The sequence below is a fragment of the Stutzerimonas stutzeri genome, from assembly GCF_000952685.1.
Classification (GTDB): Bacteria; Pseudomonadota; Gammaproteobacteria; order Pseudomonadales; family Pseudomonadaceae; genus Stutzerimonas; species Stutzerimonas stutzeri_E.
In genome coordinates this window covers 20501-33483 of record NZ_JYHV01000004.1, presented here as the reverse complement: position 1 = coordinate 33483, position 12983 = coordinate 20501, and the positions used below count along the sequence as shown (strand labels likewise).

Sequence of the window (12983 nt, the reverse complement as noted above, 5' to 3'; positions counted from 1 at the left end):
TTAGCAGCTGGCGGCGAAAGAACGAGGGCTTCTCGACGCAACAGCTGCACGAGATGAGTCGCTGTTCAACTCAGGGTTTGACGTCGAAGCAAGCCTGACCAGTGGCCATGTCGAATGGCATCGAGAAATGCTCGTGCACGACCTTCCAGTCGCCGCCCTGCCGGCGCCAGCAGCGAGTGCCACGCATCCAGGCCGTCTGCATCTCGCCTTTCTCGTTGGTGCCGCCACAGTGGTTCAGCGAATAGCTGAAAGCGAGGTCGCCGTTGGCAACGACATCGACGTCGCCGATCTTGAAGAAGCCTTCGCCCTGGCAGAAGTCGAAGCAGCGCTGCCAGTGGGCGCGATAGGCTTCGGCGCCCTTGAACTGCAGTTCGCCGACCGCATCGAAGGCCACGACGTCGGACGCATACTGGGCCATGATCCGATCCAGATCCTTGCTGCCAACCAGCTGTTCGAACTCGGCCATCAGTTCACGGATGCGGGTTTCGCCGTTCTGAATATCGCTTGCAGTGTTCATTTTCGTTTCCTCTTGGTGGGATGGACCTGGGTGATGACGGTAAAGCGCTTTGGTTGCGATTGAACAAGGGTCATGGCGGCGAGCGCGAATGCAATGCCCGCACTTCGGCGCACCCCAGACGTACGGGCGGAATGCGCGAAGCCAGCAGAATGGCGTCGTTGAGATCGGTCGCCTCGAACAGGTAGATGGCTGTGGGCTGTTCGCGCCCTTCGGCGATCGGGCCATCGTGCAGCGATACCTGATCGCCTTGTACGCGCAGGGTGGTGGTACTGAGCGCCGACTGCAGCGCTTCGCCAACGATCAATCGGCCGCTGCGCAGCAGGCCTTCGCGGTAGTCCCGACACTCGGCCTCCAGCGCCGCCCGAGCATTGACGGACATTGCCGCCAGCGCGGTTTCATCCAGATAAACCAGGCATAAATAACGCATCGCCATACCCTCGCCTGCGCCTGTCTTTAACTCCTAGTCGCACGGGGAACGACGAAATCGACAGCGTCAGGCGAGCGGTAGCAAATTTTTTTCGTGTGACGCGCTCAAAGCGATTCCAGGCTTCAATCATTCAGCGATACAGGAGCGACCCATGCGCCGTTCATCGCGGGGTTCATCACCCATACGCCTCGGCATCGCCGCGGCGCTTCTGACGTTCAGTCTCACGGGAGCGGCAGCACCCATGTACCAGTTTCTCGTCGGTAGCTATACCAGCGAAGGTGACAGCGAAGGCATCTACCGCATGCAGTTCGACGCCGAGCGCGGCCAGATCGAAGCGCAACCGCTGCAGGTGGTGCGCAGTCACAATCCGTCCTGGCTGGCGCTGGACCTGAACCGCAACCGGCTCTATGCGGCCAACGAGAACGGCCCGGGACATCCCGACCCGGTGGGCCGGGTGAGCGCCTTCATCATGGCGCCGAACAGCGGCAAGCTATCGCCGCTGGCCCAGCAGCTGACCCTCGGCGACGAGCCGACGCATCTGAGCCTCAGCCGCGACGGGCGCTACCTGTTCGTCTCTAATTACGGCTCCAGCGCCAACCCCGGCGGCAACCTGGCCGTGATGCCGACGGCCAAGGACGGGACACTCATGCCGGTCACCCAGATTGCCGCGCATCAGGCCAGCGAAGTGCACCCCGAGCGCCAACAGTCAGCGCATGTGCATTCGGCGGTGATGTCGCCGGACGGCAAGACCCTGTTCGTCAGCGATTTGGGCGCCGACAGGATCTTCGTCTACCGCTACGACCCGGCCAATGCAGAACGGCCACTGTCGCCGGCTGATCCGGCATTCATCGCCCTGCCGGAGGGCAGCGGCCCGCGCCATCTGGTGTTCAGCCCGGACGGCCTGCAGGCTTACGCCACGCTGGAACTCAGCGCTCAGGTGGCTCGCTTCGATCATGTCGATGGTGGCCTGGTGCAGCGGCAATTGGTCGACCTGGCAGCTGGTGATGCTCCCAAGCTGCATTCGCCGGGCGCCATCCATCCTTCAACAGACGGACGCTTCCTGTACGTGAGCGACCGGGCCGAGAAGAACCGCATCATGGTCTATGCCATCGAGGAGAACGCCAACCTGCGTGAGATTCAGGCGCGTTCCAGCGAAGGCCGCGAGCCGCGCGAGTTCGCCATCGACCCGAGCGGTCGATTCATGATCATTGCCAATCAGAAGAGCGACGCCCTGGTGGTGCTGCAGCGCGACCCCGACAGCGGCAGGCTGGGCGATACCCTGCAGACGCTGCCGATGGGCCGCCCCTCGGATGTGAAGTTCATCGATCGCAGCAGGCTTTAAGCAACGCGGGTTCGGCGCGGGGTCGATCAGGAGAGCAGGCTGACCACCGCGAAGCGGCCAATGGTGGCTTGGGCCACCACCGTCTGGGTGACGGCGGCGTAGCTGGAGGGGCTGCGCTGCATCAGATTGAATACCGAACGAGAGAAGTCCAAGGCCCACTGTTTTTCGTCGGCATGCGCCTGGCGCGCCAGGAACTCACGAATTTCCTGCTGACGGAGGCTCAGCTGTTCGCGTAGTGCGGTGACCTTGTCGAGCCCGGCGACCACCGAGTCGAGCAGCCGACGGAGTTCGCGAAAGGACCCCAACTGCAGCTCTTCGGGAAAGCTCAGCAGCTGCTCTTCCTGGCTCTGCACGCGCGTGGACTTGCCCTTGTCAAATAGCTTGCCCTCGCCCTGCACGGCCAGTTGATCCTTGAGCTTGTGCCAATCGTCTTCACGAGCGGAGAACTTCAGATCGCCGTGCTGATCCAGCTCGGCGCGGATGCCGGCCTGACCCAGGCTGCCATTGAAGCGCCGCAGAATCTGCTCATCGCTCATCTCGTCGTCGAGCACCACCGCCACCGGTTCGGCCAACTGACGGCCGCCGCTGAACAGCAATGTTTCGCGGCCGGATTGGCGAATCTTCTCCAGCGATTCCAGCCCCTGCAGACTGAAGCGGCTGCGCACCGGCTCGGTCAGCCGCAGCTTGAGCGTGGCGTCGAGGGAGTTGCCGGAGCGCTGGCTGCGCTCCTTGAGCAAGTCGCCGACTTGCTGCACCGCCTGGCGGATGCTTTCTTCACCGTTCGGCTGCGGCGAACTGATCTGGCGACTGAGGTTGAGCTTGAGTTGCGACAGGCGCGTCTGCAGGTCGCCCAGATAGCTGTCGGCCGACTGCATCGACGACAGTTGTTGATTGAGCTGCAGGCTGAAGCTGGTGCTCTTGCTGGTAGTCGTCTCGGTGTGCGGCGCATCAGACGGCACACCGGCGCGCAGCGGCGCGGGCGCATCGCGCAGCAACGCCTCGCGGCGCTCCTGCGGGTTGATTGCGGAAACAGCCGGGAGCTGCTTGCCAATCTTCATTCACGCTACCTCGGTCAGAGCATGCCGAACAGCGACAGCCCGTTGATCTTCAAATAAGTCTTCTGCGTCGCCTGCAGCGACAGCTGATAGTTGTTCAGGTCGATGCTGGCCGTCGCGTAATCGAGCTGCGAAAGCTCGCCCTCGATCTTCTTGTTTACCAGCGAGACGTCCTCGTTGCTGCTCGACAGCAGGGTCAGGGTGTTCTGCCGCCCGCCCAGCTCGGTGACCGCGCCGAGCAGGTCGCCATGGGTGGCGTCGAGACTGTTCAACGTAGCGGTAACCGATGCCTGAACCGCGGGATCGGTTGCGTCCAGCGCCGGGTCGGCGAGCATTTTCACCAGCGCATTGAGATCGTTGAGCATGCCCACGCCAGCGCCGAACACCTGCGCGGCGGTGACATTCTCATCGACCAGCACGCCATTGGCGACTGCCGCCTGGCGGTATTGGTCGTTGCCGGTCAGGGTGTAGGTCTCGGTCGCCGCGTCGAAGGTGATCGCCGGGCGATCGCTGAGCGTGCCGGAGAACAGGTAGCGGCCCTCTTCGTCACGCACGTTGGCGAAGCTGAGAATGGTCTTCTCCAGGCTCTGCAGCTCATTGGCGATCGCCGCCAGGTCATCGCTGGTGTTGCTGCCGTTGGCCGCCCACAACAGCATGTCGCGCACGTTGAGCATGGTGTCCGAGGCGGACTTGAGGTTGGCCTCCTGCTTGGAGAGGTTGCCCGAGACGTTGGCAATGTTGGTGCGGTACTGCGTTAGCGTCGCTTCCTCGCGCTGGATGCGCAGTACGCGCACGGCGGAGATCGGGTCATCCGAGGGCAGCAGCATGCGCTCGCCGGTGGCCATCTGCTGCATGAGCTTGCCGAGCTTCTCGGAGCTGGTATTCAGCGAGCCGTGCATCATGGCTGTGATCTGGGCGTTGGAGATACGCATGGTGTCTTTCTCGTCAGTCGAGCCGGCGGGGGCCGGCTCAGAACATCGCCAGTACGGCGTTGAACAGATCGTTGGAGGTGCTGATCACCTTCATGTTGGCCTGGTAGGCCTGCTCGTAGGCCATCAGGTTGACCGCCTCTTCATCCAGGTTCACCGCACTGACGCTGTCGCGCTGGGCTTGCGCCTGATCGGCGACGGTGCTGGCAGCGCTGAGGTCCGCCTGGTTCTGCCGGCTGGCGCTGGCGACACGGCCAACCAGGCCGGCATAGGCATCGTTGAGCGGTACGGTGTTGCCCGCAACGTTGATGCCTCGCGATTTCAAATCGAGCAGCGCAAGCAGGTTCTTGTTGTTTCCCACTTCGCCCGGCACCGAGGAGAACGCCAGCTCGGCAGCCGCCAGTGGGTTGACCTCAAGCATGCCGCTGGTGCTGCCGGGGTTGTGGACGAACAGTGGCTGGCCGGGGTTGCCGTTGAGGTCGAAGCCACCGCCGAGGGTGTCGTTGACCATCGTCGCCAGCGCCGACGCCATGTCGTGCAGATCCTGCTGGGCCGGGCGCAGAGCGCCGTATTCCATGTCGTACAGCGCGCCGAGCGAGCCGCCGAGGCCCTTCTGATTCAGCGGGAAGGTGGTATTGGCGAAGACCAGGGCCATCTCCTGTTCGCCCGCGAGGTTATCGCTGACCTTCATCTGTCCGGCCGTGGTGCCGGCCACCAGTGGTTGGCCATTGACCAGCGACACGCTGAGGGTGCCATCCGACGCTTCCTGCACGCGGAGGCCGGCGTACTGGCTGAGGTCCTTGACCAGATTCTCGCGGTAGTCGCGCAGGGTCGAGGTGTCGCGTCCGGACGACTCCATCTCGCGAATCTGCGCGTTGAGCTCGGCGATATTGCCGGACAACCCGTTGATCTCGCTGGTCATCGCCACACGCTGGCCCTGCAGTGCGTTGAGCTGAATGCCGATGTTGCTGTTCAGGCCGTTGAAGCGCTGTGCCAGTTGCTTGGACTCGCCGATGATCTGCTGGCGCAGGGCGATGGACTCAGGGGTGGAGCTGGCTTCACTGAGCGCGGCGAAGAAATTGTCCAGGCCGACGCTGACACTGGAGCCTTCACTGTCGATCAGGCCTTCGAGCGCGGTCAGGTACTGCTGATTGGTATTGAAGTAGTTCTTGTCGGTGCCGGCGCGCCAGAGCTGCTGGTTCTGGAAATCGTTGGACAGGCGACGGATGCTGCTGACCTGAACGCCGCCGCCGACACTGACCGAGCCCTGGCCGCCGAGCGAATGCAGGTCTGGCCTCAAGCGGCTGAAGCCCGGCGTGTTGACGTTGGCAATGTTTTGCCCGGTCGCCGAGAGAGCGATCTGCGAGGCGCGAACGCCGCTGTAGCCAATTTGACCCAAAATACTCACGACACGACTTCCTTCGGCTCGATCCGGATCGGTTGCGCGAACGCCACGGACAGATGGCCGCCGCCGACAACACGATGGTGCTGAGTGGATAGAGCGACCGCATCGGCAGCGGAATTAAGTGTCGGCGGCAGAGGATCGCTCAGCGGCTGGATCTGCGCCCGCGGCTCGACCGGCTTCGATGCTTCAGCACGCAGGTCGTTAAGGATATTGCGGGTGTAGTTACGGGTTTCCGAGTAGGGGATTTTTTGTACCCAGGCCCCGGTGCCGACTTCACCCTTGCGCGGGTCGCCGTGGATCTTGAGCCACTCGTCGACCTTGCCAGGGCCAGCGTTATAGGCGGCCAGCGCCAAGGCCTGATGCCCATCGTAGCGGTCGAGCATCTTGTTCAGGTAGGCGCTGCCCAGGCGTTTGTTGTACTCGGCATCGCTGGTCAGCCGCGCCTCGCTGAACGGCAGACCCAATTCGGCCGCCATGTCCCGTGCGGTGCCGGGCATCAGCTGCATCAGGCCTCGCGCGCCCTTGGGTGAGACCGCCGCGATGTTGCCGCTGGACTCATGCTTGATGACGCTGTCGACCAGCGATTTGAAGCCCGCCTTGCCGCTTTCCCAGGCGCTGTCCAACGCATCGACGCCGCGTTGCCAGGTGCCACGCAGCGCATGCAAGCCGCCGCTCTGCAAGCCGCTGCCAACCTGACCGGCCAAGGCAGTCGGTGCCTGCGCGGTGCCGGCCTCGCCGCCGAGCTGCTGCACCAGCATGTCGGCGATGCCGGTCTGGCGCTTGCCGGCCAGGGTGTCGGCCAGCACTTCGTCATAGAAGTCGCGCATGGTGTCCAGCTCACGGCTGCGCATGGGATTACCCGCGCCGAGCACGTCGCCAGCCTTACGCATCTGTTTGAGGATCTGCTGCAGGAACATCGCCTCGAACTGCTCGGCGACGACTTCCAGCTGCTGCCGCCGCGCCGCGGTCGGGCCGTCGGCGCGATTGCGCAGCGTATTGAGGTGCTGGGGTAGGGAAACGATGCTCATGGTCGTCTTGGAACCTGTTCAAAATCTACTGCGCGTCGGGCCTGCTGGGTTACAACCGCTGGCTCGCCAACCCGGTCTTACATCACGATCAATTCAGCGTTCAGTGCGCCGGCGCGTTCCAGCGACTGCAAAATGCTCATCACGTCGTCGGGCGTGGCGCCGAGACTGTTGATGGTGTTGATGATACTTTCCAGGCTGGCGCCTTCGGCCCACTTGAACATGGCCTTGCGGTCCTGCTCGATGGCCACGTCCGATTGCGGCGTGACGACCGTCTCGCCACGGCCGAAGGCGTTCGGCTGGCTGACCTGCGGCCGCTCGCTAATGGTCACGGTCAGGCTGCCATGGGCCACCGCGGCGGCCTTCACCCGTACGCCCTGGCCGACCACGACGGTGCCGGTGCGGCTGTTGAACACCACCTTCGGCCGGGTGCGGCCTTCTTCCACTTCCAGGCGCTCGAGCATGGCCATGAAGCTCATGCGCTGGGTACTGGTAACCGGCGCGCGGATGGATATCTTGGTGGCATTGAGCGCGGTGGCGGTGCCCTTGCCGAAGTAGGCGTCGACCGCATCGACCACCCGGGTGACGGTCTGGAAACTGGGCTGACGCACGTTGAGCATCACATCTGGGCGCTCGGTGAAGTCGCTCGGGATCATCCGCTCGATGGTCGCGCCGTTAGGGATCAGGCCGCTGTTCGACGTGTTGATTGCCACCTTGGAGCCGCTCGCGCCTTCGGCGTTGACGCCGCCGACGATGACCGCGCCCTGAGCCAATGCATAGATCTCGCCGTCGACGCCCTGCAGGGGGGTCATCAGCAGCTGGCCGCCGCGCAGGCTTTTGGCGTCGCCCAGCGAGGAGACGGTGACGTCTACGCTCTGCCCGGCCGAATAGGAAGGCGGCACCGTGGCGGTAATGGTCACCGCGGCGACGTTCTTCAGCTTCGGATCAACGTTCGGCGGCAGGTTCACACCGAACTGCTTGATCATGTTGGTCACCGACTGGCTAGTGAACTTCACCTGGTTCTTGTCGCCGGTGCCGTCGAGGCCGACCACCAGGCCGTAGCCGATCAGCTGGTTACCGCGGATGCCTTCGACATCCACCAGGTCCATCAGCGGCACGGCATGCACCGGCAGTTGCCAGCACAGCGCAACGGCGACAAAAAACAGCTTCACGGATCGCATCGGGCTAGTCATTCCAGGGCAGCTCGCTTAAAGAGGGAACAGCGGCGACGCGAAGAAGCGCGTCAGCCAGCCAGCCGAATTGCTGTCGTTGAGCACACCGCGCCCGGCATAGGAAATCTTGGCGTTGGCCACGCTTTGCGAGGACACCTGGTTGTAGCGGTTGATGTCGTCGATACGCACCAGCCCGGTGAGGCGGATGTACTCGTCACCCTGGTTCAGCCGCAGGGCCTTTTCGCCCTTGATCTGCAAGGTGCCGTTGGGCAGCACGCGATGAACGCTGACGGCGATCGAGCCACGCAGGGTGTTCTGCTGCGAACTCTTGGCCGAACCTTTGAACTCGCGCTCGCCGGAGGCCGATGATTCGACGTCCGGGTAGGCCTTGCCGAGCACGGTGGGAATGCCGATACCGACGCTCGATTCCTTACCGAAGCTGGTACCGGCGCTCTTGCTCGATTGAGTGGATTCGTCCAGTACCACGGTGAGGATGTCGCCGACCCGTACCGCGCGCTTGTCGCTGATCAGCGAACCGCTGTAGCCGGAGCGGAACAGGCCGCCGCCAGTGGTCGGCGGCAGGCTGTAGTCCAGCTCCAGCGGCTCGTACTCGGTTGACGGCTCGTCCGGCAGCATTTCGTTGAAGCTGGCGCAGCCGCCGAGCAGGGTCAGGGCGACGAGCAGGATGGGGGTACGCATCATCGATCTCAGACGGTCTGGTTGAGGAACTGCTGCATGCCGCTGGCAGCGTCGAGCACCTTGGCGTTGGCCTCGTAGGCGCGCTGAATGGCGATCATCGCCACCATGGCCTCGACCACCTGCACATTCGAGCCTTCCAGTACGCCCTGCTTGAGCTGGCCGAGGCCCTCTTCACCCGGCACGCCTTCGACGGCTTCACCGCTGGCGACCGTTTCGCGATAGAGGTTGCCGCCCAGCGCTTCCAGGCCGCCCGGGTTAGTGAAGTTGACCAAGGTGATCTGCCCGAGCTCGGACGGCAGGGTGTCGCCGGCCAATACCGCGGTGACGATGCCATCGGCGCCGACGGTAAAGCCGGTGCTGCCCTGCGGCACTTCAATGGCCGGCGTCAGCGGCAAGCCCTGGGCATTGACCATCACGCCTTCGGCGTTGAGCTGGAACTGGCCGTTCTCGGTGTAGAGAATGTCGCCGTTGGGCGATTCGACCTGGAAGAAGCCACGCCCGACGATCGCCAGATCCATCGGCTGGCCGGTGGTCTGGATGCTGCCCTCGGTGAAGACCTTCTGCGTGCCGGCGACGCGCACGCCGCTGCCCAGCTGGATCCCGGAAGGCACGGTATTGATCTCGTCAGCCTGTGCGCCGGGCTGCTTCTCGATGCTGTAGAACAGGTCCTCGAAGACCGCGCGGTCGCTCTTGAAGCCGTTGGTGTTGACGTTGGCCAGATTGTTGGCGACGGTCGCCATGGCGGTGTCCTGGGCGGCCAGACCGGTCTTGCTGACCCAAAGTGCGGAATTCATGCGTTATCTCCCGATCAGCTGCCGCGGATCATTCGGTTACCGGCGTCGGAAAGGTCCTCGGCGGCTTTCATCATCTTTACCTGGGTTTCGAACAGGCGATTCAGGCTCATGGTCGAGGCCAACTCGTCGATCGCCGAGACGTTGCTCGACTCGAGAAAGCCGCTCGCCAGGCGCACGTCTTCGCTGGGTGCAGCGGGTTCGCCGTTACGAGTCACCAGCAAGCCGGCCTCGTTCTTCATCAGATCTGCCGCTGCCACGTCGACCAGGCGGATGCGGTCCACTTCGGCCATCATCCAGTCGCCGGGCGCCATGATCGAGACGGTGCCGTCGTTGCCAATTTCGACGCGGTCATGCTCGGGCAGCTCGATCGGTCCACCCTCGCCCATCACGGCGCGGCCGTTGAGGGTCAGACGGCCTTCGGCGTCGATCTGCATGCTGCCCTGGCGGGTGTAGGCCTCACCTTCGCCGTCCTGCAGGACGATCAGGCCGGCGCCCTTGACGGCGAAATCCAGCTCACGCCCGGTGGCCATCAGCGGGCCGGCAGCCATGCTGACGCCGTTGTTCTCGACCACCGCCATGTGCCGGCTATCGTAGCCGTAGCCCTCGACCGCCACCGCCTGGGCGCGCTCGAGGTCGGCGCGAAAGCCCGGGGTGTTGGCGTTGGCGAGGTTGTTCGAGCGCACCTGCAGCGACATCATCGTGCGGCTGGCAGCGGTCATCGCCGTGTATCCCAAACGATCCATGAATCAGCCTCAGAGCGCGTTGAACAGAACCTGGGTCAGTTCCTTGTTGGTGGAAATGACCTGGGTGTTTGCCTGGTAGTTACGCTGGCCTTCCATCAGGCCCACCAGTTGCTGAGTGAGGTCGACGTTGGAGCTTTCCAGCGCTCCGCTGGCCAGGTTGCCGTACTGGCCGACACCGGGCGCACCGAGCATGGCCGCACCGGAAGCGGCGGTTTCGGTCCAGGCGGTGCCGCTGATGTTCTTCAGACCCTCGGGGTTGACGAAGGTGGCCAGCACGACCTGGCCCTGCAGCAGACGCTCACCATTGGAGTAGGTGGCGTAAACCTTGCCGTCCTTCTCCACGCTCATGCCGGTCTGCTCACCCGCGGCGTAGCCGCTGGCGCGGTTGCTGGTGACGTTGAACTCCGACCCGTACTGGCTGGTGCCGGTGTAATCGAGTGCGATGTTCAGTGGCGCGACGCCACCCCCCAGCGGCGCGGTCAGACCGACGATTCCGATCGGAGTCGCCAACGAGCCGCTGGTGTCGAAGGTCAGCGCCTGCGGGCCAGCCAGCGCGGTGCCGTCGACGTAATAGTGGGCATTCCAGCTGTTGTCGGTGGTCTTGGCGAAGTACTGGGTCAGGGTGTGTTCCTTGCCCTGAGAGTCGAACACCTTGGTCGTGTAGGTGGAGTTGTAGCTGTCGGCCACCAGCGGATCGAACGCCACAGCGGGCACGTCCTGATTGGCATCGAGGTTGGCGACGAAGCTCAGCTCGTCGGTGGCCTTGGCCGGCAATCCGCCCGTCTTCATCTGCAGGTCGCTGATCACGCCGGTCTGCAGATTGCCGGTCGCATCGGTCGGGTAACCCTGCAGGCGCTGGCCCAGGCTGTTGGTCAGGTAGCTGTTCTTGTCGGTACCGAACATGCCGGCGCGGGTGTACGCAACGTCGCCGTTGCTGGCGCGTGTGACGAAGAAGCCGCCGCCGGAGATCGCCAGATCCAGGTCACGGTTGGTGGTGGTCAGCGCGCCGCCCTGGCTGATGCTCTGAGTCGTGCCGATCACCTCGACGCCCATGGCCTGGCTTTCGGCATAGAGACTGCCGAAGTCGGTGCGCGAGGACTTGAAGCCGACGGTGCCGGAGTTGGCGATGTTGTTACCGATGGTATTGAGTTGTTCGTTGACGGCGGACAGGCCGGTCAGGGCGATATTGAAGCTCATGGGCTGATCTCGATATGTAAAAGGAAGTGAAGACTGGCGAGCACCGAAGCTCAGCCGCCGAGCAGCCCGGCATCGGCCTGGGCGAATTCGAGGATGTTGTAGAAGGGCACCGAACCGACGCCCTGCACCTGAAGCACTGGCCCCTCGGCGCTAACGCGCACGTTGGAGACCTGACCGGCGACTTCCACCTGCGGGAACTCACCGTTCTCCGATTCGATGCTGACGCTGTATTTGCCGTCGCGCAGGCCATGCTTGGCCGGGTCGATTACGAAGGGCACCTTGCCGGCCGACTGCGCGCCTAGTTCGATACGGGTCTGAGTGCCGTTGGAATTGGTCAACACAACGGCGGTGCGGGTCGAGGCGTGGCTCAGATCGAAGCCGCCGCTGACGACCTGACCGCTCAGCTCCACCGACTCGACGGCCACGCTCACCTGCTGACCAACCAGGCCGGCAGCCGTGAGCGTCTGCAGGTTGTCGGTCAGCACGAGGTTGTTCTGCGCCAGGGTCGCCAGGTTTTCCATGCTCTTGACCTGCGACATCGCCGAGAACTGATTGAGGAACTCGGTGCTGTCGACCGGCTTGGTCGGATCCTGGTACTTGATCTGCGCGACCATCAAGCTGATGAAGTTGTTCTCCATCTGGGTGGCGTCGCTGACGTTCACTGCCTGCTTCGGCAGATCGTTGCTGGCGCTACCGGACAAGCCGCTGCCCTGGAGATTATTGGTCACCGCCATCAGGACTCTCCCAGCCGTAGCAGGCTCTGCTGCATGCTCTTCACGCGATTAAGTACCTCGACACCTGTCTCGAAGCTGCGCGTGGCCGACATCATGTCGGTCATCTCTTCGATCTCGTTGATGTCGGGGTAATAGACGTAGCCATCGCCATCGGCCAGCGGATTGCCCGGCTCGTAACGACGCTTGGGCTCGGCGCCGGAGGTGACCACGTCGAGCACTTGCACGTGGGCGCCACCGAGGCCGACGCCACGGGTCAGCGAGTTGTTTTCATAGACGGCCGCGAACATCGGCTTGCGCGCCTGGTAGACGTCGGCGGCGTTGTTGGCCGCCGAATCGGTGTTGGCCAGGTTGCTCGCCACGGTGTTGAGGCGCACGGTCTGTGCGTTCATGGCCGAGCCGGCGATGCGGTAGATGGAATCGAATGACATGGCTTCAACGTCCCTCGATGGCTTGCTTCAAGCCACGAAATTTCATCGTGATGAAGGTCAGACTGGTCTGGAAATCCATGGAGTTGCGCGAGAACTGCGCCTGCTCGGTGGACAGCTCGACGGTGTTGCCGTCCTGCGAAGCCTGGTCCGGAATGCGGTACAGCAGACGCGGATCGGTACTGGCGAGGCTGGCGCGAGGCGAGATGCTGCTGTCCAGCCGCTGCATTTCCTTGCTGAAATCGATGTCCCGCGCCTGGAAGCCCGGCGTGTCCTCGTTGGCCAGGTTCGCCGCGAGAATTTCGCTGCGCTGCATGCGCAACCCCAGGGCGCGCTCGTGAACGCCCAGCGCTTCATCAATCCGTATACTCATTCACCCATACCTTTTCAGCACGAGCGGGCCGAACGACAGCCCGCAGCTTTCGAGATCTTTTGCAGTAACCATGCCGAACCGATAGATGCAGGTAAGTCCTTGTTTAATATCGATAAAACTAAAGAATCAGTTCAACCTTCCGGACC

15 protein-coding genes are annotated in these 12983 nt (G+C 63.3%); 1 reads left to right on the top strand and 14 read right to left on the bottom strand.

Annotated features, from left to right (window positions below):
- Positions 1-70: 70 nt before the first annotated feature.
- Positions 71-517, bottom strand: a complete 447-nt coding sequence (locus UF78_RS01015) for a YybH family protein (protein WP_045160160.1) — start codon at positions 515-517, stop codon at positions 71-73.
- Positions 518-587: 70 nt separating this feature from the next.
- Complete coding sequence (locus tag UF78_RS01010; RefSeq protein WP_230623561.1) at positions 588-950, bottom strand: YciI family protein; 363 nt, start codon at positions 948-950, stop codon at positions 588-590.
- 145 nt (positions 951-1095) lie between these two features.
- Between UF78_RS01010 and UF78_RS01005 the strand changes: the two genes are divergently transcribed.
- Complete coding sequence (locus UF78_RS01005; RefSeq protein WP_196298624.1) at positions 1096-2286, top strand: lactonase family protein; 1191 nt, start codon at positions 1096-1098, stop codon at positions 2284-2286.
- Positions 2287-2312: 26 nt separating this feature from the next.
- Here the strand turns inward: UF78_RS01005 and UF78_RS01000 are convergent, their stop codons facing one another.
- The 12 genes from UF78_RS01000 to flgB form a co-directional block, all read right to left on the bottom strand.
- Complete coding sequence (locus UF78_RS01000; protein WP_045160159.1) at positions 2313-3344, bottom strand: hypothetical protein; 1032 nt, start codon at positions 3342-3344, stop codon at positions 2313-2315.
- Positions 3345-3358: 14 nt separating this feature from the next.
- Positions 3359-4273 (bottom strand): flagellar hook-associated protein FlgL, encoded by a 915-nt coding sequence (flgL, locus tag UF78_RS00995; protein ID WP_045160158.1) that lies wholly within the window; start codon positions 4271-4273, stop codon positions 3359-3361.
- 37 nt (positions 4274-4310) lie between these two features.
- Positions 4311-5678, bottom strand: a complete 1368-nt coding sequence (gene flgK, locus UF78_RS00990; protein ID WP_045160157.1) for a flagellar hook-associated protein FlgK — start codon at positions 5676-5678, stop codon at positions 4311-4313.
- The gene (locus tag UF78_RS00985) at positions 5675-6703 is read right to left on the bottom strand and encodes a transglycosylase SLT domain-containing protein (RefSeq protein WP_045160156.1); all 1029 of its coding nucleotides are present in this window, start codon (positions 6701-6703) and stop codon (positions 5675-5677) included. The genes flgK and UF78_RS00985 overlap by 4 nt, the downstream gene beginning before the upstream one ends.
- 77 nt (positions 6704-6780) lie before the next feature.
- Complete coding sequence (locus tag UF78_RS00980; protein ID WP_045160155.1) at positions 6781-7881, bottom strand: flagellar basal body P-ring protein FlgI; 1101 nt, start codon at positions 7879-7881, stop codon at positions 6781-6783.
- A 27-nt stretch (positions 7882-7908) separates the two neighbouring features.
- Positions 7909-8574: a flagellar basal body L-ring protein FlgH gene (gene flgH / locus UF78_RS00975; protein ID WP_045160154.1), complete on the bottom strand. Its 666-nt coding sequence runs from the start codon at positions 8572-8574 to the stop codon at positions 7909-7911.
- Positions 8575-8579: 5 nt separating this feature from the next.
- Entirely contained in the window at positions 8580-9365 is a 786-nt protein-coding gene (gene flgG / locus UF78_RS00970) for a flagellar basal-body rod protein FlgG (protein WP_045160153.1), read from the bottom strand.
- Positions 9366-9379: 14 nt separating this feature from the next.
- Positions 9380-10108, bottom strand: coding sequence for a flagellar basal-body rod protein FlgF (gene flgF, locus UF78_RS00965; protein WP_045160152.1), 729 nt, complete (start codon positions 10106-10108; stop codon positions 9380-9382).
- A gap of 9 nt (positions 10109-10117) precedes the next feature.
- Entirely contained in the window at positions 10118-11305 is a 1188-nt protein-coding gene (flgE, locus tag UF78_RS00960) for a flagellar hook protein FlgE (protein WP_045160151.1), read from the bottom strand.
- A gap of 50 nt (positions 11306-11355) precedes the next feature.
- On the bottom strand, positions 11356-12039 hold the full coding sequence (locus UF78_RS00955) for a flagellar hook capping FlgD N-terminal domain-containing protein (protein WP_045160150.1): 684 nt from the start codon (positions 12037-12039) through the stop codon (positions 11356-11358).
- Positions 12039-12467, bottom strand: a complete 429-nt coding sequence (flgC, locus tag UF78_RS00950; protein ID WP_021209033.1) for a flagellar basal body rod protein FlgC — start codon at positions 12465-12467, stop codon at positions 12039-12041. The genes UF78_RS00955 and flgC overlap by 1 nt, the downstream gene beginning before the upstream one ends.
- A 4-nt stretch (positions 12468-12471) precedes the next feature.
- Complete coding sequence (gene flgB / locus UF78_RS00945; protein ID WP_045160148.1) at positions 12472-12837, bottom strand: flagellar basal body rod protein FlgB; 366 nt, start codon at positions 12835-12837, stop codon at positions 12472-12474.
- Positions 12838-12983 lie beyond the last annotated feature (146 nt).